The following is a 22,941-nucleotide window of genomic DNA, read 5'->3' as shown; positions in this document are numbered from 1 at the left end:
GTCACTCCTGTCCGGCCCGGGTGGCCTGCGTGAACGCCATTTCCCTGAGGTGCTGCCAGACCTCGATGGCGGCGCCCCGCAGGACGGCGTCCTCGCCGACGGCCGACGCGGCGACCGTCACTCTCGCCAGTGGCGCGGAGCGGGACAGGTGCTCGCGTACGGGATCGAGCAGGAGGTCGCCGTTGGAGCCGACCGCACCGCCCAGCACGAACAGTTCCGGGTCGAGGATGAACGAGATCGACGCGATCACGCGGCTGATCCGCCGCGCGGTGTCATCGACCACGCGCAGTGCCCGCTCGTCACCGGTGCGGGCCAGTTCGAAGATCTTCTTCGCCGACGGGTTGCCGGGAATGCCCGCCGCCTCCGCGTCGGTGGCGATCGCGCGAGCGCCGAGGACTTCGGCGGGGGCGTCCTCCGGCATCGGCAGGTACGCGACTTCACCGGCGCCACCGGTGAAACCGCGGTACAGGCGGCCGTCGACGACGATGCCGGCGCCGACCGCCGCACCCACCGACACGAGCACGAAAGCGGCCGTGCCGGCGCCCTCACCGTCGTGGTACTCGGCGACCGCGGCGAGGTTCGTGTCGTTCTCCAAAGTGGACGGCATGGGGAGCGCGGAGGCGAGCAACTCCGGAAGCCGCTTGCCGTCCTCGGGGATACCCGAGACGAGGCGAAGCTCGCCGTCCCGGGGCGAAACCACCGCGGGCACACCGATCACCGCGTGGTCGAGCCTGGTGACGCTCGCCTGGGCGCGGCACTCGTCGATAAGTTTCGTGACGGCCGCGACGGTCGCCGCCTCGCGCCCCTGCGCTGACGGCGCTTCCGCCCTGGCCAGCTGATTTCCGCGCACGTCGACGATGGCGACCCGCGTGCGATGGTGCCCGATGTCGACCGCGACGCCGTGGGCGCAGCCGGCGTTGAGGTCGTAGAGCGTCGCCGCCGGGCCGCGCCGCGTCTCGTCGAGGCCCGTGACGCGGACGACGCCGCGCTCGGTCAGCTCGTTCAGGGTCTGCGCGACGGTCGTCTTCGACAGTTTCGTCGCCCGGGTGATCTCGGGGCGCGCGAGCGGGCCGTGCCGGTCGATGGTCTCCAGCACGGCGCGGGCGTTGATCGACCAGAGCAGGCCCGGCGGCCCGGCCTGCAGATGTGATGCCACGGCGGTCTCCAGTCGGTAGGTAACTTTGTTTCCTACTCGTGCCAGCCGTTTCTAGCACAGCGCCAGGACCTGGCACAACGTGGCCGCTAGTTTCTCCACCGCGTGAACTAATTCCGCCCGACCGGTAGTATCACCTCGTGCGCACGATGACACCGCGGGTCGCGGCCAGTAGGTACGAAGGGCTCGTGCTGAGTCTGCTGCGGACCCGGCCCGGCCTGTCGCGGACCGGGATCTCGGAGATCACCGGCCTTTCCCCGACGACGGTCACCAAGGCCGTCGCCCCGTTGATCGGCAAGGGGTATGTCGAGGAGACGGGCGCCGGGGGAGAGCCGCGGATCGGGCGGCCGGCCATCGGGCTGCGGCTGGTCCCCGAGGCGGTCGCCGTCTGCGGGATCCAGCTCGGGGTAGGTTCGGTGCGTGCGGCGCTCGTGGACGCGCTGGGCCGGACGCAGCGGGCCATCAGCTTCCCCTTCAGCGAGCGGCAGGAAGCGGGCACCGTGCTCGCCGAGGCCGCCGAACGGGTCCGCGCCGAACTGCTGGCGACCGCGGCCGCCGAGGTGATCGCGATCGGCGTCGGCGCGCCGGGCCCGGTGGACGCCGAGCACCGGGTCAACCTCCTGTCGGTCAACCTCGGCTGGCGCGACGTCCCCATCGCCGACATCGTGGAGCGCGTCTGCGGCCGCCCGGTGACCGCCGATCACAACGTGCGCGCGATGGCCTTCGCCGAGAACAGGTTCGGCCATCGGGCCCGCGATATCGCCTTCGTGCACGCCAAAACCGGTGTCGGGCTCGGGCTCGTCTTGAAGGGCGAACCGTTCTTCGGCGGCCATCACGGTGTGAGCGAGCTCGGGCATATCCAGGTCGTCACCGATGGGGAGCTGTGTCCCTGCGGGGCTCACGGCTGCCTCGAGACCGTCGCGTCCGAGCCGGCTCTCGCGCGGCAACTGCCGGGCTCCCCGGACGCCCCGCTGTCGGTGATCGACCGGGCGTCGTTCTCCGATGACGCCGTCGCCGCGGTCCGCGAACGCTTCCTCGGGCATCTCGCGGTCGGGCTCGCCGGTGTCGTCAACCTGTTCAACCCGGAACTGATCGCGGTCGGCGGCATGCTCGCGAACGCCTCCGACGTGTTCCTCGGCGACCTCGCCACCGCGACCCGCGGCCGCGTCTTCCCGCTGCTGCGCGATTCCTTCCAGATCAAGCGGACGTCCTTCGGCGAGAACGCCGGGGCCATCGGAGCGGCGGCGACCGCGCTCGAGGCCTTCTTCTACGCCGTCCCGGCCGACTGAAGGTACTTGCCCGCCAGCGGGTCGCCGGTGGCGGCCAGCCATCCGGCGAGCACCCGGCGGCATCCCCCCAGCTCCGCCGCGTGTGCCGGGTCGCCGGCGAGGTTGTCCAAACAGGACGGATCGGTCCGCAGATCGTACAGTTCCTCCGGCGGCCGGTTCAGGTAGAAGGCGGTCCGCTCCGCGAGCGCGGGTTCGGCGAGCATGGCCGGCCAGGTCAGCCCCTCCATGTTCTCCGCCCGGTACGCCGGCCCGCCGGACCAGGCGTTCCAGATGTAGCCGAACCGGCCGTCCTGCGTGCACCGCATCTCGTAGCGCCGTTTGGCCGAGGTCTCGTGGAACACGGTGAACACCCGCTCGCGGCCCGGCTGGGATTCGCCGTGCAGCAACGGAATCAGCGATCGGCCGTCGCTCTGCCCGGCCACCCCGGCGGCCTCGCAGAAGGTGGGGAAGAGGTCGAGCGCCGAGACGAAGGCGGCGCGTTCGGCCGTGCCGGGGCGGGTGTGCCCCGGCCAGCGGACGATCAGCGGGGTCCAGGTGCTGCGCAGGTAGCAGTTGGCCTTGGCGAAGGGGAAGGCCATCCCGTTGTCCGACAGGAACACGACGAGGGTGTCTTCCGCCGGCCCGAGGGCGTCCAGAATCGCGCCGACGACGTCGTCGCAACGGCGGGCCGAACCGAGGTACTGCGCGTACTCGGTCCGGACGTCCGGCAGGTCGGGCAGGAACCCGGGCACCTCGACCTCGTCCGGCGTGAACGTCCGCGACGGCGCCGGGTAGCTCCGTTCCGGCCATTTTTCGGCCTCCTGAGCGCTGCCGTGGAACGGGCGGTGCGGATCGTGGGCGTTGGCCATCAGGAACCACGGGTCGTCGGCCTGGTCGAGGAACTCCCGGGTGGCGCGACCGTACGCGCCCGGGTTCCGGCCCATGCCGAGTTCCGCCATGCCCACCCGGAAGTCCCAGCCGAAGCGCTCGACCGGTTGCAGATGCTCGACCTTGCCGAGGATCCCGGTGCGATACCCGTTCGCGCGTAACAGATCGGTGAGCAAGGGCACCCCGGCGGCGACGGGTTCGAAGCCCTCGGCGCCGTTGCGATGCGGCCAGCGGCCGGTCATGATCGCCGACCGGCTCGGCTGGCACACCGCGATCGCCACATGGGCACGGCCGAACGCCATCCCTTCGGCCGCGAGCGCGTCCAGCCGGGGAGTCGCCCCGGCCGGCCCGCCGAACCCGCCCGGTGTGCGGGCGTCCATGTCATCGGCGGTGATGAGCAGGATGTTCGTCATGGCTTCGGCGCTCCCGTCTGCCGCGAACGGGCCGGGGCTTGTTCCCGGCCGGTTCGCCTGTTAGTTTCTCGTTTCGAGTTAAAAAATAGTGGCAGTACAGAGCGTAGGCAATGTCCGCCCTCCAACGAAGGTGGTTCGGTATGAGTCAGCTCGCGTCCCAGACGGCAGGCGTGACCCGGACGGGAGTCCGGCCCGCGCTGGTGTATTTCTTCGGTGCCCTCGGTGCCGTGATCTGGGGATACGACAACGGCGTCATCGCGGGCGCCCTGCTCTACATCACCCGGGAGTTCCACCTGACCCCGGCGGCTCAGGGTGTGGTGTCCTCGTCCCTGTCGGTGGGCGCGGCCGTTGGCGCCGTCACCAGCGGCGCCCTCGCACAACCCTGGGGTCGCAAGCGGTTGATCTTCATCGCCGGGCTCGTGTTCGGGACCGGGATCGCGGTGTGCTCGCTCGCGGTTTCGGTGCCGATGTTCGTGGCGGGACGCGTGGTGATCGGGGCCGGGATCGGGATCGTCGCGGTGTCGGTGCCCATCTACCTGGCCGAGATCGCACCCGCCCGCATCCGCGGCCGGATCGGCGCGCTCACCCAGCTCATGATCGCGTGCGGGATCCTGCTGTCTTATCTCGTCGGCTACGCGCTGTCCCCGCTGCACGCGTGGCGCTTGATGATCGCCGTCGCGCTGGTCCCGGCGGTGGTGCTGGTCGCCGGGATCTGGGTGCTGCCGGAGAGCCCGCGCTGGCTGCTGGCCCGCGGGCGTGCCGAGGAGGCGCGGGCCGGGCTGTCCCGCCAGGTCGGCGCCGCCGAGGTGGATCAGGTGCTGGCCGAGATGCGGGAGACGCTGGCCCGCGCGAAGCCTTCGTGGCGCATGGCGTTCCGGCCCGGCGTGCGGCGCGTGGTGCTCGTCGGGGTGGGCCTGTCGGTCTTCACCCAGTTGCTGGGCATCAACACGGTCGTCTACTTCGCGCCGACGATCCTCAAGAAGATCGGGTTCACCGACCAGGCCTCGCTGCTCAACACCATCGGCTTCGGCATCGTCTCGATCATCTTCACCGTCATCGCGGTCCGCGTGATCGACCGGTGGGGCCGGCGGCCGCTGCTGATCGTGGGCGCGCTCGTCATGGGCGCGAGCATGACGGGGATGGCGGTGCTGTCCTGGACGATCGGCCTGACGGTCGGCCTGAGCGGGCTGCTCGCGCTTGCCTGCCTCACCGTCTTCAAGGCGATGTTCTCGCTGACGTGGGGCACCGCCAGCCGCGTTGTGGTCGCCGAGATCCTGCCGCTGAGCGTGCGGGGTTCGGCGCTGGGCTTCGCCGAGATCCTCAACTTCGCCGCGATCTTCCTGCTTTCCCTGGTGTTCCCGATCCTGCTCGCGGCTGGCAGCGGGACCGCGTTCATCGTCTTCGGCGTGATGGGCCTGATCTCGTGCGTGTTCGTGGCGACGCTCGTGCCGGAGACCAAGGGCAGGACGCTCGAGCAGATCGAATCCACCATCGTGGCCGGGCAAGGGAAGTAGCGTTGACCAATATCGTCCTGATCCTCGCCGACGACCTGGGTTTCTCCGATCTCGGCTGCTATGGCGGCGAGATCGGCACCCCGAACCTGGACAGGCTCGGCCGCGGCGGCGTGCGGATGTCGTCGTTCTACAACACCGCGCGCTGCTCGCCGTCGCGGGCGAGCCTGCTGACCGGGCGGCACCCGCACGAGACCGGGGTCGGGATCCTGAACGACGATCAGCGCCCGTGGGGCTATCCGGGTTCGCTCGATCCCGCGGTGCCCACGATCGCCGAACATCTGCGGGACGCGGGTTACGCGACCTGCCTGTCGGGCAAATGGCACCTGTCCGCCGGGACGAACGAGCCGGACGAAACCTGGCCCATGAGGCGTGGTTTCGACGAGTTCTACGGGATTCTCGGTGGCGCGGGCGACTACTTCCACCCTCGCGCCCTCTTCGACGGCGAGCAGCGGCAACCACCGCCCGGCGACGGCTACTACTTCACCGACGCCATCGGGTCCCGCGCCGCCGATTTCGTCGCCCGCCAGGCCACGGCCGGGCGTCCGTTCTTCCTGTACCTGGCGTTCACCGCGCCGCACTGGCCGTTGCACGCACCGGAAGACGAGGTGCGCCGCTACGACGGCCGTTTCGACGAGGGCTGGGACGTTCTGCGGGAGCGTCGCTTCGAAAGGCTTGTCGAGGAAGGGATTCTCGGTGAGGAGGCCGCGCTGAGCGAGCGTGATCCAGCGGAACCGGCCTGGGACGAAGCACCGGACCAGGAGTGGGAAGCGCGGCGGATGAGCGTGTACGCCGCTCAGGTCACCGCCATGGACCGGGCCATCGGCCGGGTCCTGTCTACTTTGGAGGAATCCGGCATGGTGGACGACACGCTCGTGATCTTCCTGTCCGACAACGGCGCGTGCGCGGAGGACATGCCACCCGCCGACGCGCCCAAGTTCCGCCGGCGGCAACCATCGCACACCGTGGACGGAGCACCGATCCAGCTCGGCAACACCCCGGATGTCTGGCCTGGCGCGGAGGACACGTTCGCCAGCTACGGCCGTGCCTGGGCGAACCTGTCGAACACGCCCTTCCGGTTCTACAAACGCTGGGTGCACGAGGGCGGTATCGCCACCCCGTTCATCGCGTCGTGGCCGGACGGCGGCCTCGCGGACGGGTCGGTAGTGGACGGACCGCACCAGCTCACCGACGTCTTGCCGACGCTGCTCGACGTGGCCGGGCTGCCTGCCGGAAAGTCCATGCTGCCCGAGCTGCGCGGTAAACGGGCAGACGGCGGGCACATGCTGTTCTGGGAGCACATCGGCAACGCCGCCGCCCGGCGCGGCGACTGGAAGCTCGTGCGGGAAGCGGACGGCCCGTGGGAACTCTACGACCTGGCCACCGACCGGTCCGAAAAGGACGATCTGGCCGCGCACCACCCGGACGTGGTCGACGACCTGGCCGGGGCGTGGCAGCGGTGGGCGGATTCCGTCGGTGTCATCGACTGGGACATCATCCGGAAGAAAGGACAAGCATGACCCGCCGCCCCAACATCGTCATGATCCTCACCGACGATCACGCCTCGCACTCGATCGGCGCGTACGGTTCGGTCGTCAACCGCACCCCGCGGATCGACGAGATCGCCGAGAACGGCTGGCGGTTCGACAACTGCTTCGCCACCAACGCCTTGTGCGCGCCGAGCCGGGCGTCGATCCTGACCGGCACCTACGGCCACGTCAACGGCGTGACCACGCTCGTCACCCCGATCGACGCGAGCCAGCCGACGTTCATCAGCCGGCTTCGCGAGGCGGGATACCGCACGGCGATGATCGGCAAATGGCATATGGGCGACGGCGACGGCCATGACCCGCAGAACTTCGACCACTGGGACGTGGTGATCGAGCAGGGGGAGTACTGGAACCCGCGGTTCCTCTCCGCCGACGGGCTGCGCACCGTCGAAGGTTACGCCACGGACATCATCACCGACCTCGCGCTCGACTGGGTCGAGGGCCTCGACGGCGACGACCCGTGGTGCGTGCTGATCTACCACAAGGCGCCGCACCGGCCGTGGGAACCGGACGACAAGCACCAGGGCATGTACACCGATCCCGTGCCGCTGCCGGAAACCTTCCACGACGACTACGCCACCCGCTCCGCGTCGGCGCGCCGCGCCGCGGTCCGGCTCGCCGAGAACCTCAACGAGGAGGACCTCAAGATCACCCCGCCGGAGGGTCTGTCCTATGAGGACCTGGCGATCTGGAAGTACCAGCGCTTCATGGAGGACTACCTCGCGTGCGTCGCGAGTGTCGACGACAACGTGGGCCGGGTGATCGACTGGCTTCGCGAGCGCGGCGACTTCGACGACACGCTGCTGATGTACGCCTCGGACCAGGGTTTCTTCCTCGGTGACCACGGCTGGTTCGACAAGCGGTTCATGTACGAGGAATCGCTGCGGATGCCGTTGGTGCTGAGCTACCCGCGCCGGCTCGCGGCGGGCGGGGCGTTCACCGGCATGGTCACCAACGTGGACTTCGCGCAGACGATCCTCGACGCGGCCGGGGTCGCGCACGATCCGCGGATGCAGGGCCGCAGCTTCTGGCCGGACCTGCTCGGGACACCGCGCCAACCGCCCGCGGCGGGGATCTACTACCGGTACTGGGAACATGACGACAAGTTCCACAAGGCGCCCGCCCACTACGGCTACCGCACCGAGCGGTACAAGATCATCTACTTCTACAACGACGGGCTCGGCCTGCCCGGCACCGGGCCGTTCACCTACCCGCCGGAGTGGGAGCTCTACGATATGGCGACCGATCCGCACGAGTTGCGCAACGTCTACGACGACCCCGCCTATCGCGAGATCCGCGAAGAGCTGAAGGCCGCGATGTGGCGCGAACAGGCGCGCCTCGGCGACAAACCGCATCCGAGCCAGCCGCGGCCCGCGGGAGTGTGAGCGTTCCCCGTCCGGCGGCTACTGTGGACTGGGAAGCAGGAGGTTGACCAGCATGTCCGAGTGTTGCCCGCCGTCCCGTTCCGGGTCGCCGTCCATCGTCGCGCCCGACCTCGGACCGGCGACGAATGCCGACGGGTTGATCGTGCTGCCCGGCGGCACGTTCCGGATGGGCACCGAGGACAAGGACGGGTTCCCCGACGATCACGAGGGCCCGGTGCGGGAAGTGCAGGTCGCGTCGTTCGCGATCGACGCCTACGCGGTGACGAACGCGCAGTTCGCGGAGTTCGCCGACGCGACCGGGTACCGGACGGAGGCGGAGAAGTTCGGCTGGACGTACGTGTTCGCCAAGTTCGTGCCCGGGCACCTGCGCAAAAGTTCGCCGCGCCCGCAGCAGACACCGTGGTGGTGCGGGGTTTCCGGGGCGTACTGGCGGGTGCCGGAAGGGCCAGGCAGCGGTATCGAAGGCCGCGAGGACCATCCGGTGGTCCACGTGTCCTGGCACGACGCGGTGGCCTACTGCGCGTGGGCCGGCCGCCGGTTGCCGACCGAAATCGAGTGGGAGTACGCGGCGCGAGGCGGGCTCGACCAGGCCCGCTACCCGTGGGGTGACGAGCTCACCCCGGGCGGGGAGCATCGCTGCAACATCTGGCAGGGCCGTTTCCCGGTGCACAACACCGAGGAGGACGGCTTCACCGGCACCGCACCGGTGGACGCGTTCCCGCCGAACGGCTACGGGCTCTACAACGTCTCGGGCAACGTGTGGGAATGGTGCGCGGACTGGTTCGACCCCGCGCAGGCGAACCGGGTCATGCGCGGCGGGTCGTACCTGTGCCACGAGTCGTACTGCAACCGGTACCGGGTGGCCGCCCGCACCGCGAACACACCGGACAGCTCCAGCGGGAACCTCGGGTTCCGCACCGTCGCCGATATCTAGGACCGCTAACGTTTCGGGCATGCCGTCTAGTAACGCCCGTGGTTACGCGAAGGGACGCGCCCGCCGCCGGGAGATCCTCCTCGCCGCTCTGCACGCCTTCGCCGAACAGGGTTTCCGGGCGACCTCGATGCGGGAGATCGCCGAGATGGTGGGGCTCAGCCAGGCCGGGCTGCTGCACCACTTCTCCTCCAAAGAAGAGCTCCTGGAAGAGGTGCTGCGGCTGCGCGACGAGGAGCAGACGGCGTTCAACGAGCGGTTCGGCCAGGAGCGCGGCCTCGACGCGGTCCGCTACCTGATCGACCTGGTCGACCTCAACGCCAGGCAGGTGGGGCTGGTCCGGCTGTACACCGTGCTCGCCGGTGAGTCGGTCAGCCCGGGGCACCCCGCGCAGGAGTACTTCCTCGACCGGTACGCGACCGTGCGCGAACGCGTCGCCACCCGCCTGCGCAACGCCCGCGACGGGGGCGAGATCCGCGCCGACGCCGACTTGGACGCGGCGGCCGCGGCGATCCTCGCCGTCATGGACGGGCTGCAGATCCAGTGGCTCCTCGATCCCAAGACGGTCGACCTGCGGCGCGTGTTCGGCGAGTTCCTCGAGACCTACCTGCGCGGCCTGGCCACCTGACCGTTTCAGGTAACGAAACGGAAACAAACCATTCAGCTGATAGGTTTTTCTGCCTACAGTCCTTGCACCCCATCGAAGTGGCTGGTGCGCGCCAATGACGGCGCAGGAAGGACGGATGCTGATGGCGTCCGGCACGGTACGCACACAACTCACTCGGCGAGCCGCCTTGGCCGGCGCGGCCGGCGTCGGTGCGGCGTCGCTGACCGGCTGCCGTCTCGCCGTGAACGAGGCGCGTGGCGCCGAGGGCGCCGGCCCCCGGCAAGGCGGCACACTCATCCTGGCGGTCAACAGCGATCCCACCCCGCAACGGGTGCAGTCGCAGGGGCCGACCTCGTCCACCTGGCGCGATCTCGTCTTCGAGACGCTGACGGCGTACGACGCCTCGGGCAAACCGCGGCCGGCGCTCGCCACGTCGTGGGACCTCGCCGACGGCGGCAAGACCGTCACCCTGCGGTTGCGCGACGAGGTCCGGTTCCACTCGGGCCGCCCGATGACCGCGCAGGACGTGATCTTCTCCCTGCGGCGCACGGCCCAGCCCGCGGCGCAGTCCCAGGTGAAGTCGATCAGCGCCCTCATCACGGACATGAGCGCCCCGGACCCGCACACCGTGGTGCTCCGGCTGAAACGGCAGGCGAGCAACCTGTTCGACCTGTTCCAGTTCTGCTCGGTCGTGGACCAGGAGTCGGCCGGCGGGCTCAAGGACGGCAGCGCCGTGATCGGCACCGGCCCGTTCCGGTGGCAGTCGTGGACCGCCGGCTCGCAACTGACCCTCGTGCGCAACACCGGCTACCGGGTCCCGGGACGGCCGTACCTGGACCGGATCGAGCAGCCCCTGATCTCCGATCCCACCGCGCTGGTCACCGCGATGCGCGGCGGCCGGGCGCAGATCGCCTACGGGGTGGCGCCGATGGACGCCAAGGGACTGTCCACCGACGACCGGTTCACCGTGAACCAGGGCATCTCGGTCGCGTATTCCGCCGGCATGAACGTCACGAAGCCGCCGTTCGACAACCTCCAGGTGCGGCAGGCGATCGGGTACGCGGTGGACCGGAAACGCGCGCTCAACCAGATCTTCGCCGGCTACGGGGAGATCAGCAGCCTGTGGTGGACCAGGAAGGAACCCGGCTGGGACGCCGGGCAGTCCGCCGCCTACTCCTACGACCCGGCCCGGGCCAGGGCGATGATCGCGCGGGCCGGGGCCGCCGGGGCGGAAGTGACGATGGACGTGCTCGGTATCCAGGCGGCGCGCAGCCTCGCGGAGGTCGTGCGCTACGACCTCGAAGCCGCGGGACTGCGGGTGAACGCCCGGGTCCTGGAAACCGTGGACTTCACCAACCGGATGGCCAAGGGCACGCTGGACGGGCAGATGTTCCTCAACGGCTACGGGCTGTCCGACATGTCCGCGGCCACGTTCGTCAGTTCCGTCCCGGCGTTCGCGCTCAAGAACGCCTCCCATTTCGAGAGTCCCGAGTACGGCGCGGCGATGAACCAGGTGCTGACCGCTTCCCCGGCGCAGCGGCAGCCGGCGGTGCGGCGGCTCGGCGCGTACCTGCTCGAGCAGGCGTTCGAGCAGTGTTTCGCGATCACGTATTCCCTCAACATCCAGTCCAAGCGGGTTCGTGACCTCGGCCAGTCCGCGGTCGGCTCGTTCGTCCTCACCGATACCTACCTGGTGTGACCATGACTCGGTTCCTGGTGCGCAGAATCCCTTCGGCGCTGCTCGTGCTGTTCGTGACGTCGATCCTCGCGTTCGTGCTGCCCCGGCTCGCGCCCGGCGATCCGGCGGTCGCCATGGCCGGGCCGGACGCGAGCGCCGCCGACATCGCGGCCATCCGGACGCAGCTGGGCCTCGACAAACCCTTGGTGCCCCAGTACTTCCACTGGATCGGTGGCGTGTTCACCGGTGACTTCGGACAGTCCTACGCGACCCACCGGCCGGTGACGCAGCTGATCGGGGACCGGCTCGGCTCGACCCTGCAGCTCGCGGTGCTCGCCGCGGTGTTCATGGTCGTGATCGGCGTCGGGCTCGGCATCGCCGCGGGTTCGGCCCGCGGCCGGTTCGCCAAGAGCTTCCTCGACGTGCTGTGCTCGCTGCTGCTCGCGGTGCCTGCGTTCCTCACCGGCCTGGTGCTGGCGCTGCTGCTCGGCGTGTTCTGGCGGATCCTCCCGGTTTCCGGCGAGGTGTCGCTGTTCGCCGATCCGGAGATCGGCATCCAGTACCTGCTGCTGCCCGCGTTCGCGCTCGCCCTGCCGCAGGCCGCGCAGATCGCCCGGCTGCTGCAGAGCGCCATGTGGCAGTCGCGGTCGGAGGAGTTCGTGCAGACCGCCGTCGCGAAAGGCGCGTCGTCCGCCCGGATCACGGTGCGGCATGTGCTGCGCAACTCGATGGCCTCGGCGCTGGTGAGCTTCGGCATGCGGTTCGGCGAACTGCTCGGCGGCGCCGTCGTCATCGAGGCGATCTTCGCCCGCAACGGGCTCGGCGCGCTCGCGGTGACCAGCGTGAACCAGCGCGACTACCTGGTGCTGCAGACGCTGATCCTGTTCGCGGTCGCGATCGCGGTGGTCATCCAGCTGCTCACCGAGATCGCCTTGTCCGTCCTCGATCCCCGGATCCGGCTGGAAGGAGCACCGGCATGAGCCGCAGTGCCGTGAGGGACCCCCTCACAGCCGAAAATGCCGTGAGGGACCCCCTCACGGCACCCGAGAAGCCGCACGAGGGGTGGTGGCGCTATCTCGACGCGGTGCGGCGGCCCCGCGGTGTGGTCGCCGGTTGCCTGCTCGTCCTCCTCATCGGCGCGGCGCTGCTGGTGCCGCTGTTCACCGGCGGATACGACCAGCAGTCCGCGGACACCTTCCTCGGCCCGTCGTGGCGGCATCTGTTCGGCACCGACGAGCTGGGCCGGGACGTGTTCGTGCGCACCCTGTACGGGCTGCGTTCGGACTTGGTGCTGCTGTTCGCCGGCGTACCCATCAGCGCCGTGCTGGGCACCCTGCTCGGCGTGCTCGGGGCGCTTTCCCGCCCGCTCGGGCTGGCCATCCAGCGCGTGTTCGACATCATCATCGGGTTCCCCAGCCTGATCCTCGGCATCGTGATAGTGCTGATCATGGGGACGGGCCTGTGGGGGCTCACGGTGACGATCGTCCTGTTCGGACTGCCCGGCTTCGGCCGGCTGGCCAGGGCGGCCATGCTGGCGCAGGAGCAACGGGAGTACGTGGTCGCCGCGAGGGTGCTCGGCATCTCGCGATGGAAGGTGCTCGTGCGGCATATCCTGCCCAACTCGGTCGACGCGATCATCGTGCACGCGGCGATCGCCATGGTGATCGCGATCTTCCTGGAGACCGGGCTGTCGATCGTCGGCCTCGGCCTGCAGCCCCCGCAGCCTTCACTCGGGATGCTGCTCAACACCGGCGTCCGGTTCCTGTCGCTGTCGCCGATGTACGTGCTCGGCCCGACCGTCGTGCTCATCCTGCTCGCACTGTCCTTCAGCCTGCTCTCCGACGCGCTCAACGAGGCGGTGACCCGCAAATGACGGATCTGGTACTGGAAGCCGAGGACCTGCGAGTCCAGTTCGGACAGACGGTGGCCGTGGACGGGGTGTCGCTGCGCGTGGGCCGCGGCCGTATCGTCGGGCTGGTCGGCGAATCCGGGTCCGGCAAGTCCGTCACCGCCCGCACGCTGATGCGGATGGTGCCCGAACCCGGCCGGGTCACCGGCGGCACGGTGTACTTCGACGGGCAGAACCTGCTGGAGCTGCCGGAGCGGGAGATGCGCTCGATCCGCGGCGAGCGGATCGCGATGGTCTTCCAGGATCCCCAGGCCTCGCTCAATCCCGTCGTGACGGTCGGCGCGCAGGTCGCCGAGGCCCTGATCGTGCACGGCGCCTCCCGGCGCGAGGCCCGCCGCCGCGCGATCGAACTCCTGGACCTGGTCGGCATTCCCGACGCCGGACGCCGCGCCGGCGAGCATGCGCACCAGTTCTCCGGCGGGATGCGGCAGCGGGTCGTGATCGCGATGGCGCTCGCCGGGAATCCCGCGCTGCTGGTCGCCGACGAGCCGACCACGGCGCTCGATGTGACGATCCAGGCGCAGATCCTGAAGCTCGTCGCCGAACTGCGGGACAAGATCGGCGTCGCGGTCCTGCTCATCACGCACGACATCGGTGTGGTCGCCGAACTGTGCGACGAGCTCGCGGTGATGTACGGCGGGCGGATCGTGGAGACGGGCAGCGTGGCCGGCGTGTTCGCCGCGCCGGCCCATCCCTACACCCGGGACCTGCTGCGCGCCATGCCGACGCTGGACGACGTGCGGCGGCGGCTGTACGCGATCCCGGGGCAGCCGCCGGATCCGGCGCGGATGCCCGCCGGGTGCTCGTTCCATCCTCGCTGCGCGCGCGCCGAAGACCGGTGCCGCACCGAAAAGCCCGTACTGGCACCGTTCGCCGGCGCGCGTGAGGTCGCCTGCTGGTTCCCCGTGCGCGCCGGCGGGGCCACCGCGGAGACCGCGGTCGGGCCCGAGCGCGCCGCCCCCTCGGCGAGCCCGATCCTGGAGATCGACGACCTCCGGGTCAACGTCGGGAGCCGCCGTGAACCGGTGTATGCGGTCGACCAGGTGAGCTTGCGGGTGCACGCGGGCGAAACCCTCGGCCTGGTCGGGGAATCCGGCTGCGGCAAGTCGACGCTCGCACGCACCGCGGTGGGCATCAACCAGCCGGTGTCGGGCGAGATCCGCGTGCACGGCGCGGACTTCGCGAGCCTGTCGCGCCGGGAGGTCGCGGCCGCCCGGCGCAAGGTCCAGTACGTGTTCCAGGACCCGTACGCTTCCCTGAACCCCCGCCGCACGATCCGTCAGGTGCTCGACGAGGCCCTCGAAGTCGCCGGGACCGAACCCGCCCGGCGGCGCGCCCGGTCGATCGAACTGCTGGAACTGGTGGGGCTCGGTGAGCGGCACCTCGACCGGTACCCGCACGCGTTCTCCGGCGGGCAGCGCCAGCGCATCGGCGTCGCCAGGGCCCTCGCCGTCGAGCCGGAATGCCTCGTGCTCGACGAGCCGGTGTCCGCTTTGGACGTGTCGATCCAGGCGCAGGTGATGAACCTGCTCACCGACCTGCGAGACCGGCTCGGGCTGGGTTACCTGTTCATCGCGCACGACCTGGCCGTGGTGCGCTCGATCAGCGACCGGGTCGCGGTGATGTACCTGGGCCGGATCGTGGAAACCGGGCCCGCCGAAGACCTCTACCGCGATCCGCTGCATCCCTACACCGTGTCGCTGCTGTCCTCGTCACCGTCGATGGCGCGGCGCGAGAGGATCGTGCTCACCGGCGACCTGCCCAGCCCGAAGAACCCGCCGTCGGGCTGCCGGTTCCGCACTCGCTGCCCGATCGGCCCGCTCGCCCGCCCCGAACGCACCATCTGCGCCGAACAGGCACCGGAGCTGCCCGGGGACGCGCACGGGGCCGCCTGCCACTTCGCCGGGGAACTACAGAGGAATCCGCTGACGGAAGGAAAAGCCGCGGTATGAGTGAGCGTCCGAACATCGTCCTGGTGCTGGCCGACGATCTCGGCTACGCCGATCTCGGCTACGCCGATCTCGGCTGCTACGGCGGTGAGATCGAAACCCCGAACCTGGACGCGCTCGCCGCGAACGGTATCCGCATGACGCGGTTCACCACGACCGCGCGGTGCAGCCCGTCGCGGGCATCGCTGCTGACCGGGCTCCATCCCCATCAGACCGGGATCGGGGTGCTGAACTGGAACGACGGTCCCGGCGGCTACCCGGGCAGCATCAACGACCGGTGCCGTACGGTGGCCGAGGTGCTCGCCGCCGACGGCTACACCACGTACATGGCCGGGAAATGGCACCTGTCGCACGACAGCGATACGCCGAACCCGTCCTGGCCGACGCGCCGCGGCTTCCAGCACTACTACGGAACTCTCGCCGGCTGCGGCAGCTATTTCGCTCCCGTCCAGCTCATGCGCGGAGAAGAGAACGTCACCCACGAGGCCCTGGAAGACCCAGGTTACTACTTCACCGACGCCGTGACCGACGCGGCGGTCGGGTATCTCAGCAACCACGGCGACAGCCCGTTCTTCTGTTACGTCGCCTACACCGCACCGCATTTCCCCTTGCACGCCCGGGAAAGCGACATCGAGCGCGGCCGTGGCCGGTACCGGGACGGCTGGGACGTGACCCGCGAGCGGCGGATAACGAAGATGCGCGAGCTGGGCATCCTCGACGCGAAGACCGAAGCGAGCCCTCGCGATCCCGACGTGCCGGCCTGGGAGGAAGCCGGGCACCGGGACTGGGAAGAGCGCAAGATGGAGGTCTACGCCGCGCAGGTCGAGGCGATGGACCGGGGTATCGGGCGGATCGTGGAAACCCTGCGCGCCAAGGGGAAGCTCGACAACACGCTGTTCGTGTTCCTCTCCGACAACGGGGGTTGCGCCGAGGAGTTCCCGCCGGGACTCGGCAGCGAGTTCGCGGCCAAGGGCTTCCGGGTGGTGCCCGGGGCGACCCGTGACGGCGGAGCCGTCCACGTCGGCCCGCAGCCGGAGTACCTGCCTGGCGGCGAGGACACCTACCAGATGTACGGCAGGGGCTGGGCCAACGTGTCCAACGCGCCGTTCCGGTTCTTCAAACGCTGGACGCACGAGGGTGGCATCGCGAGCCCGTTCATCGTGCACTGGCCCGCCGGGCTCGGTGACCGTGCGGGCACGATCAGCGCCGCATCGCACTACCTGCCCGATTTCCTGCCCACGGTGCTCGAAGCGACCGGAGTGTCCTATCCGGACGACGCGCCACTGCCCCTGGAGGGGGTCAGCATGCTCGGCTCATGGCGGGGCCAGACGGGGCCGGAGGAACGCTGCCAGTTCTACGAGCACATCGGCAACGCCGCCGTCCGCCGTGGACAGTGGAAGCTCGTGCGCGAGTATCCGGCCGACTGGGAACTCTACGATCTCGGCGCGGATCCGACCGAACTGTCAGATGTGGCCGGTGAGCATCCGGATGTGGTGCGGGAGCTGGCCCGTGAATGGGCCCGATGGTCCGCGCGCTGCGGAGTCGTGCCACGGGAACGGATCCTCGAACTCGCCCGGTGGGGGCTCGCGGTCCGTGGCTGAGCGAAAACACGACATGGGGAGGACCATCTTGCCGGAACGGCTTGCTCTCGACCAGAAGATCCGGCTGCTGACGGGGGCGAGCTTCTGGCGCACCCAGGCCGAACCGGCGGCGGGCCTGCGTTCGATGCTCATGTCCGACGGGCCGTCCGGCGCCCGCGGCGAGTACCTCGACGAACGCGACCCGTCGCTGAACCTGCCGTCTGCGACCGCGCTCGCCGCGACCTGGGACGTCGCGTTCGCCGAGCGGTACGCCGCCGTGCTTGCGGGGGAGGCCCGGCGTAAGGGGGTGCATGGGCTGCTCGGCCCGACGATCAACCTGCACCGGAGTCCCCTGGGCGGGCGGCATTTCGAATGCTTCGCCGAGGACCCGTTGCTGTCCGGTGCGCTCGCCGCCGCGTTCGTGCGTGGCCTGCAACGGCACGGGGTGGCCGCGGTGCCGAAGCACTACGTGGCCAACGACTCGGAAAACGACCGGCACACCGTGGACGTCCGCGCTGATGAGCGGACACTGCGCGAGGTCTACCTGCTGCCCTTCGAGATGGCGGTGGTCGAGGGCGGGGCGTGGGCGATCATGTCCGCGTACAACGGCGTCAACGGCAACCCGATGACGGAGAACAGCCTGCTGCGCAGCCCGCTTGCGGACGAGTGGGGCTTCGAGGGGCCGGTGATCTCCGACTGGACAGCCGTGCGCAGCACCGAGGCGAGCGCACTCGCCGGGCAGGACCTGGTCATGCCGGGGCCGGACGGGCCGTGGGGCGAGGCACTCGCCGAGGCGGTGCGGGCGGGCCGCGTGCCGGAGTCCGTGATCGACGAGAAGGTCCGCCGGATCCTGTGGCTCGCCGAAAAGGTCGGCGCCCTCGGCGAAGAAGGCGCTTCCCCCACCGCGCCGCCTCCTGGCACCTTCGCCCGCGAAGCGGCGGCCGAGGGTATGGTGCTGCTTCGCAACGAACGTGACGAGCTGCCCTGGGGTTCGGTGGGCTCGATCGCCGTGTCGGGACAGGCGGCGACTGTGGCGCGGACCCAGGGCGGTGGCAGCGCGCGGGTGATCCCACCGGCGGTCGTCACCGCGTTGCGGGGCGTGCGGGAAGCGCTTCCCGGCGCCGGCATCCGCTACGACACGGGCGCGGTGATCACCGACGGGCCACAGCCACTGCCACTCAACCGCCTTGTCAACCCGGTCACCGGAGAGCCCGGGGTACGCACTCGATTCCTCGACGCCGCGGGTGATGAGGTGGCCACGGACGATCGCTTCAGCACGGACCTGCTCTTCTTCGGCACGAGCCCGGCCGGTGCGGTGACGCTCGAGGTCACGACGAGGTACCGGCCGGAGACCACCGGTCCCACCCGCCTGTCCGTCGCGGCGGCGGGCCGGACGACCTTGTCCGTCGACGGGGTTGCCGCGGTGACCGCGGACCTGACCGGCGACATGCTCGGCGCCGGCCTGTTCGCCCCGCCCGCCACCTCGGGTGACGCGGAGCTGACCGCTGGGAAGGAGGTGGAGCTGCGGGTCGTGCACGACCTGGCCGCACGCACCACCCGGTCCGGATCCATCTCGCTCGCCTTCGGGATCGAGCCCGTCGTGGACGACCCGGACGCGGAAATCGCGCGCGCGGTGGAATCGGCCAGGACCGCGCAGGTCGCGCTCGTCGTGGTGGGCACGACGGGCCGGGTCGAGACCGAGGGAGTCGACCGGACGTCGCTGGCCTTGCCGGGAAGGCAGGACGACCTGGTGCGCGCTGTCGCCGCCGTCAACCCCCGCACCGTGGTCGTGGTGAACTCGGGCGCTCCGGTGCTGATGCCGTGGCGTGACGAGGTCGCCGCGGTGCTGCTGACGTGGTTCCCGGGGCAGGAGTTCGGGCACGCGCTGGCCGACGTCCTGCTCGGGGCCGCCGAACCCGGTGGCCGGCTGCCCACCACGTGGCCGGCCATCGAGGCGGACGTGCCGGTGCTGTCCACCGAGCCGGTGGACGGGGTGCTCGACTATGCCGAGGGCGTCCACATCGGATACCGGGCGTGGCTGCGCGCGGGGCGCGAACCGGGGTACGCCTTCGGCCACGGTCTCGGTTACACGAGCTGGCGGTTCGACGAACTCGACCTGCCCGAGTCGGTTCCCGCGGGCGAGGAACTGACGATCGCGGTCCGGCTGACCAACACCGGTGCGCGAGCGGGCAAGCAGATCGTGCAGGTGTACCTGTCCCGGCCGGAAAGCGAGGTCGACCGGCCGGTGCGGTGGCTCGCCGGCTTCGCGGCCGTCCGGGCGGAACCCGGCGAGGCTATGGAGGCGCGGGTGCGGGTCGGCGCCCGGGCACTGTCGCATTGGGATGGTGGCTGGCGAGCCGAGCCCGGCGCTTTCCAGGTGCACGCCGGGACATCCAGCGATGACACCCCGTTGTCGGGGAAGGTGGAGCTGGTCCCGCAGCGCGGCCGAGCCCCGCTGCCCACCCCGCGAATCCCGAAGGGACGCTGATGAACAGGCCCAGCGTTGTCGTCTTCGTTCCCGACCAGCTTCGAGCCGACGCCGTCGGATGCTTCGGCAACCCGCACGTCCGCACGCCGAACCTCGACGCGCTCGCGGCGCGGGGCACCCGGTTCACGAACGCGTTCGTCCAGCATCCCGTGTGCTCACCCAGCCGAGCGTCGTTCCTGACCGGCTGGTACCCGCATGTTTCGGGGCACCGCACGCTCACCCACCTGCTGCGGGCCGACGAGCCGAACTTCCTGAAGTCGTTCAAGGACAACGGGTATCACGTGACCTGGGCGGGCGAGCGCGGCGACACGTTCGCGCCCGGCGGCACCGAGGCCAGCGTGCACGAGTACGGCTTCTCGGTCGCGCCAGAGACGAAATGGCCCGCCGAAGCCACCTATGCCGACGATCTCTCGGCGCGCACATTCTACTTGGGACGGGTGGACGAGACCGTCGACTTCGACGAGGCGGCCATCCGGACCGCCGAGGAGTGGCTGCGGAAACCGCCGCCAGGGCCGTGGGTGCTGTTCGTGCCGCTGCTCGCGCCGCATGTGCCGTTCAAGGCGGCCGAACCGTGGTTCTCGATGTACGACCGCGACGCGATGCCGGAGCCCGTGCCGCCGGGCGCCGGGGAACCGGCGTTCCACAAGGCCATCCGGGACGGGTACGGGCTCGAGCGGATGACGCCAGGGCAATGGCGCGAGATCACCGCGACCTACTACGCCATGGTGTCCAGAATGGATTCCCACCTGGGACGGGTACTGGCCGCCGCGGGGGAGAACACCGTGACTGCGTTCTTCACCGATCACGGGGAGTACCTCGGCGACTTCGGACTGGTCGAGAAGTGGCCGACCTCGATGAGCCCGAACATCACCCGCGACCCGCTCGTCCTGGCCGGGCCCGGGATTCGCGAAGGCGCCCTGGTGGACGACATGGTCGAGCTCGTCGACGTGTTCCCCACCCTGCTCCAGCTGTGCGAGGTGCCCGACGACACGCACCGGCATTTCGGGCGCAGTCTCCTGCCCCGGCTGCGGGACGAGGTTCCCGTACACCGTGAGTACGCTTTCACCGAGGCCGGGTTCACCGTCGAGGAGGAAGCACAGCTGGAGCGGCCGGCCTACCCGTACGACCGCAAGGGCGATCTGCAGCATGCGAACCCCCGTCTGGTCGGCAAGACGGTCGCGGTCCGCGACCGGTCCTGGACCTACGTCCACCGCCTGCACGAGGGGCCCGAACTCTACGACCGGGCCGCGGACCCGCACGAGCGGATCAACCTGGCTGGCCGGCCCGAGTTCGCCGCCGTCGAACAGCGGATGCGGGACGAGCTGCTGCGGTGGTATCTGGAAACGGCGGACGTCGTGCCGTACGGGCCCGATCCGCGCAGTCCGGCGGTGGACCTGCCCACCCCATGACGATCGCGGAAAGGACAGGCATGCGGGCGATCATCCTGATGTTCGACAGCCTCAACCGGCACCTGTTGCCGCCGTACGCGGACACCTTCGTGCGGGCGCCCAATTTCGGGCGCCTCGCGGAAAAGGCGGTGACCTTCGACAACTGCTACGCCGGTTCGATGCCGTGCATGCCCGCGCGCCGCGAACTGCACACCGGCCGCCACAACTTCCTGCACCGCGCCTGGGGCCCGCTCGAACCGTTCGACGACTCGATGCCCCAGCTGCTGCGCGACGCGGGCGTGCACACCCACCTGGCCTCGGACCACCCGCACTACTGGGAGGACGGCGGCGCGACCTACCACACGCGGTACACGACCTGGGAGTTCTTCCGCGGCCAGGAAGGCGACCCGTGGAAGGGCGTCGTCGGCGCCCCGGCGGCCGGGCCCGGCGTGCACGGCACGCTCGACCGGCAGGACACGGTGAACCGCCGGTACATGCCGGCCGAGGCCGACCATTCCCAGACCCGCACCGTGGACGCCGGGCTCGAGTTCCTGGAATCCAATGTGGACGCCGATCGCTGGCTGCTGCAGATCGAGCTGTTCGACCCGCACGAGCCGTTCTTCACCCACCAGCGCTACAAGGACCTCTACCCGCACGACTACGACGGCCCGGAGTTCGACTGGCCCGCCTACGCGAAGGTGACCGAGCCCGACGGCCAGGTCGAGCACGCGCGGCTGGAGTACGCGGCGCTGGTGTCGATGTGCGACCGCTCGCTGGGGCGGGTGCTGGACTTCATGGACGCTCACGACATGTGGCGCGACACGATGCTGATCGTCAACACCGACCACGGTTTCCTGCTGGGCGAGCACGGCTGGTGGGCGAAAGGCATGCCACCGTGGTTCAACGAACTGGTGCACCTGCCCATGTTCTGCTGGGACCCGCGCACCGGCGAGGCGGGCACTCGCCGCGGTGAACTGCGCCAGACCATCGACGTCGCGCCGACCGTCCTGCGGTTCTTCGGCCTCGAGCCGCCGCCGGACATGCAGGGGTTCGACCTCGCGGACACCGGGCGGACCCGGCCGGGCGCGCTGTACGGCGTCCACGGCGGGCACGTGAACGTCACCGACGGCCGGTACACCTACCTGCGCGCCGCGGTGCACGAGGACAACGCGCCGCTGGAGGAGTACACCCTGATGCCGACGCGGATGCGCGCCCGGTTCTCGCCAGGTGAGCTCGCCACCTGGGAACCGGCCGAACCGTTCTCCTTCACCAAGGGCCTGCGCACGATGCGCGTGCCGGCCCCCGGCGGCTGGATGAACCCGTGGCGGCACGGCACGCTGCTGTTCGACCTCGAATCCGATCCGGGACAGCAGCACCCGATCACCGACGACGAAACGGAGTTGCGCCTGCTGCGCCTGCTGGCCCGCCTGATGCACGACAACGAGGCGCCCCGCAGCCAGTTCGAGCGGCTCGGGATCCCCTGCGACCGCGAACCGGGCCAGGAGCATTTGCTGGTCCGTGCGCAGGCCGCCAGGGCGGCCGCCCTCGCCGAACCGCTGCCGCGGGACCTGCCCGCACGCGACCTGCTGGCCGCGCCGGTCGCGGACCTGCTCGCCCGCACGGGCATTCGTGAGGTGCTCGACCGTCACCTGCCGGAGCTCGCCAAGACCGAACTGGTCGCTCTGCCGGCCGGCACCAGCATCCTCGATCTCGCCCGCCGCGCCGTGATAGCCGCGGGCACGCTGCGCGAACTCGCGGCGGAACTGGGCGGCTGACCCTGGACTCACCCGCGATGAGCGATGCCTCCCGGCCGCGAGCGGGCGATGCTGGTCACGCGCTAGCCCCAGGCGCACCCGGTGGCCGCGACTGGCCCGGACGCGGCCACCGGTCTCCTGAAGGTCGTGATGACAGATGACGGCATTCGATCAATACGTCACGGTGCTCGGCCGGCTGCGGCCGGGTTCGGCGGGGCAGGCGCGCCGCGTCGGCCACCTGTTCGTCGTACCGCCCCGGCCGGGGCCGTGGATCAGCGCGCTGTGCGGGCTGACGCTGCGCTGCGCCGACATCGAGGTGCTCGACCGGCCCTCGGGCATGCCCTGCGAACAGTGCCTGCTGCGGGCGGGTGAGCACCCCTCGGTCGAGTGACGAACGCCTATCGCCGGGTCGGGTGAACTCAGCCGGTCCGCTTCCCTCCGGTACTGCCGGGCCGGCTCGTGCGCTCCTAACGTCACGGAGACGGAACG

At 70.1% G+C, this 22,941-nt stretch carries 17 protein-coding genes; 15 read left to right on the top strand and 2 right to left on the bottom strand.

What is annotated here, in order from left to right; all coding sequences use genetic code 11:
- Nucleotide 1 precedes the first annotated feature (1 nt).
- Complete coding sequence (locus tag FG385_RS29605) at nt 2-1,156, bottom strand: ROK family transcriptional regulator (RefSeq protein WP_139100101.1); 1,155 nt, start codon at nt 1,154-1,156, stop codon at nt 2-4.
- Between the two features lie 146 nt (nt 1,157-1,302).
- Between FG385_RS29605 and FG385_RS29600 the strand changes: the two genes are divergently transcribed.
- A complete protein-coding gene (locus tag FG385_RS29600) occupies nt 1,303-2,442 on the top strand; it encodes an ROK family transcriptional regulator (protein ID WP_235022869.1) in 1,140 nt (379 codons plus the stop codon).
- On the opposite strand, the gene FG385_RS29595 is transcribed toward FG385_RS29600, so the two are convergent.
- A complete protein-coding gene (locus FG385_RS29595) occupies nt 2,421-3,722 on the bottom strand; it encodes a sulfatase family protein (RefSeq protein ID WP_139100099.1) in 1,302 nt (433 codons plus the stop codon). The genes FG385_RS29600 and FG385_RS29595 overlap by 22 nt on opposite strands.
- 140 nt (nt 3,723-3,862) lie before the next feature.
- On the opposite strand from FG385_RS29595, the gene FG385_RS29590 reads away from it, so the two are divergent.
- The 14 genes from FG385_RS29590 to FG385_RS29530 all read left to right on the top strand — a co-directional run bounded on the left by FG385_RS29590 (nt 3,863) and on the right by FG385_RS29530 (nt 22,843).
- Nucleotides 3,863-5,236 (top strand): sugar porter family MFS transporter, encoded by a 1,374-nt coding sequence (locus tag FG385_RS29590; protein ID WP_160148917.1) that lies wholly within the window; start codon nt 3,863-3,865, stop codon nt 5,234-5,236.
- A gap of 2 nt (nt 5,237-5,238) precedes the next feature.
- Nucleotides 5,239-6,753 carry an arylsulfatase gene (locus FG385_RS29585; protein ID WP_200834723.1) on the top strand — a complete coding sequence of 505 codons (1,515 nt, stop codon included), beginning with the start codon at nt 5,239-5,241 and terminating at the stop codon, nt 6,751-6,753.
- The gene (locus FG385_RS29580; protein ID WP_139100097.1) at nt 6,750-8,168 is read left to right on the top strand and encodes a sulfatase family protein; all 1,419 of its coding nucleotides are present in this window, start codon (nt 6,750-6,752) and stop codon (nt 8,166-8,168) included. Before FG385_RS29585 ends, FG385_RS29580 begins: the two co-directional genes overlap by 4 nt.
- A 52-nt stretch (nt 8,169-8,220) precedes the next feature.
- Nucleotides 8,221-9,102: a formylglycine-generating enzyme family protein gene (locus FG385_RS29575; protein WP_139100096.1), complete on the top strand. Its 882-nt coding sequence runs from the start codon at nt 8,221-8,223 to the stop codon at nt 9,100-9,102.
- Nucleotides 9,103-9,121: 19 nt separating this feature from the next.
- Nucleotides 9,122-9,727 (top strand): TetR/AcrR family transcriptional regulator, encoded by a 606-nt coding sequence (locus FG385_RS29570; protein WP_139100095.1) that lies wholly within the window; start codon nt 9,122-9,124, stop codon nt 9,725-9,727.
- Nucleotides 9,728-9,821: 94 nt separating this feature from the next.
- Nucleotides 9,822-11,405 carry an ABC transporter substrate-binding protein gene (locus FG385_RS29565; RefSeq protein WP_139100094.1) on the top strand — a complete coding sequence of 528 codons (1,584 nt, stop codon included), beginning with the start codon at nt 9,822-9,824 and terminating at the stop codon, nt 11,403-11,405.
- A gap of 2 nt (nt 11,406-11,407) precedes the next feature.
- Nucleotides 11,408-12,364 carry an ABC transporter permease gene (locus FG385_RS29560; protein ID WP_139100093.1) on the top strand — a complete coding sequence of 319 codons (957 nt, stop codon included), beginning with the start codon at nt 11,408-11,410 and terminating at the stop codon, nt 12,362-12,364.
- A gap of 41 nt (nt 12,365-12,405) precedes the next feature.
- Entirely contained in the window at nt 12,406-13,257 is an 852-nt protein-coding gene (locus tag FG385_RS34525) for an ABC transporter permease (RefSeq protein WP_235022868.1), read from the top strand.
- The gene (locus FG385_RS29555; RefSeq protein ID WP_200834721.1) at nt 13,254-15,245 is read left to right on the top strand and encodes a dipeptide ABC transporter ATP-binding protein; all 1,992 of its coding nucleotides are present in this window, start codon (nt 13,254-13,256) and stop codon (nt 15,243-15,245) included. The genes FG385_RS34525 and FG385_RS29555 overlap by 4 nt, the downstream gene beginning before the upstream one ends.
- A complete protein-coding gene (locus tag FG385_RS29550; RefSeq protein WP_139100091.1) occupies nt 15,242-16,843 on the top strand; it encodes an arylsulfatase in 1,602 nt (533 codons plus the stop codon). Before FG385_RS29555 ends, FG385_RS29550 begins: the two co-directional genes overlap by 4 nt.
- A gap of 28 nt (nt 16,844-16,871) precedes the next feature.
- Nucleotides 16,872-19,310, top strand: coding sequence for a beta-glucosidase family protein (locus FG385_RS29545; RefSeq protein WP_235022867.1), 2,439 nt, complete (start codon nt 16,872-16,874; stop codon nt 19,308-19,310).
- Complete coding sequence (locus FG385_RS29540; RefSeq protein ID WP_200834720.1) at nt 19,310-20,719, top strand: sulfatase-like hydrolase/transferase; 1,410 nt, start codon at nt 19,310-19,312, stop codon at nt 20,717-20,719. Before FG385_RS29545 ends, FG385_RS29540 begins: the two co-directional genes overlap by 1 nt.
- Nucleotides 20,716-22,473 (top strand): sulfatase, encoded by a 1,758-nt coding sequence (locus FG385_RS29535; RefSeq protein ID WP_200834719.1) that lies wholly within the window; start codon nt 20,716-20,718, stop codon nt 22,471-22,473. The genes FG385_RS29540 and FG385_RS29535 overlap by 4 nt, the downstream gene beginning before the upstream one ends.
- A 136-nt stretch (nt 22,474-22,609) precedes the next feature.
- The gene (locus tag FG385_RS29530) at nt 22,610-22,843 is read left to right on the top strand and encodes a hypothetical protein (RefSeq protein ID WP_139100087.1); all 234 of its coding nucleotides are present in this window, start codon (nt 22,610-22,612) and stop codon (nt 22,841-22,843) included.
- Nucleotides 22,844-22,941 lie beyond the last annotated feature (98 nt).

The sequence above is a fragment of the Amycolatopsis alkalitolerans genome (genome assembly GCF_006152065.1).
Lineage (GTDB): Bacteria > Actinomycetota > Actinomycetes > Mycobacteriales > Pseudonocardiaceae > Amycolatopsis_E > Amycolatopsis_E alkalitolerans.
The sequence above is the reverse complement of the archived record's forward strand: the minus strand, read 5'-3'. Positions and strand labels throughout refer to the sequence as shown.

What these genes read in the sequence shown, in the direction of transcription:
- FG385_RS29600 (WP_235022869.1), top strand. Translation starts at nt 1,303, where the DNA reads ATGACACCGCGGGTCGCGGCCAGTAGGTACGAAGGGCTCGTGCTGAGT.
- FG385_RS29595 (WP_139100099.1), bottom strand. Translation starts at nt 3,722, where the DNA reads ATGACGAACATCCTGCTCATCACCGCCGATGACATGGACGCCCGCACA.
- FG385_RS29590 (WP_160148917.1), top strand. Translation starts at nt 3,863, where the DNA reads ATGAGTCAGCTCGCGTCCCAGACGGCAGGCGTGACCCGGACGGGAGTC.
- FG385_RS29580 (WP_139100097.1), top strand. Translation starts at nt 6,750, where the DNA reads ATGACCCGCCGCCCCAACATCGTCATGATCCTCACCGACGATCACGCC.
- FG385_RS29575 (WP_139100096.1), top strand. Translation starts at nt 8,221, where the DNA reads ATGTCCGAGTGTTGCCCGCCGTCCCGTTCCGGGTCGCCGTCCATCGTC.
- FG385_RS29570 (WP_139100095.1), top strand. Translation starts at nt 9,122, where the DNA reads ATGCCGTCTAGTAACGCCCGTGGTTACGCGAAGGGACGCGCCCGCCGC.
- FG385_RS29565 (WP_139100094.1), top strand. Translation starts at nt 9,822, where the DNA reads ATGACGGCGCAGGAAGGACGGATGCTGATGGCGTCCGGCACGGTACGC.
- FG385_RS29560 (WP_139100093.1), top strand. Translation starts at nt 11,408, where the DNA reads ATGACTCGGTTCCTGGTGCGCAGAATCCCTTCGGCGCTGCTCGTGCTG.
- FG385_RS29555 (WP_200834721.1), top strand. Translation starts at nt 13,254, where the DNA reads ATGACGGATCTGGTACTGGAAGCCGAGGACCTGCGAGTCCAGTTCGGA.
- FG385_RS29550 (WP_139100091.1), top strand. Translation starts at nt 15,242, where the DNA reads ATGAGTGAGCGTCCGAACATCGTCCTGGTGCTGGCCGACGATCTCGGC.
- FG385_RS29540 (WP_200834720.1), top strand. Translation starts at nt 19,310, where the DNA reads ATGAACAGGCCCAGCGTTGTCGTCTTCGTTCCCGACCAGCTTCGAGCC.
- FG385_RS29535 (WP_200834719.1), top strand. Translation starts at nt 20,716, where the DNA reads ATGACGATCGCGGAAAGGACAGGCATGCGGGCGATCATCCTGATGTTC.
- FG385_RS29530 (WP_139100087.1), top strand. Translation starts at nt 22,610, where the DNA reads ATGACGGCATTCGATCAATACGTCACGGTGCTCGGCCGGCTGCGGCCG.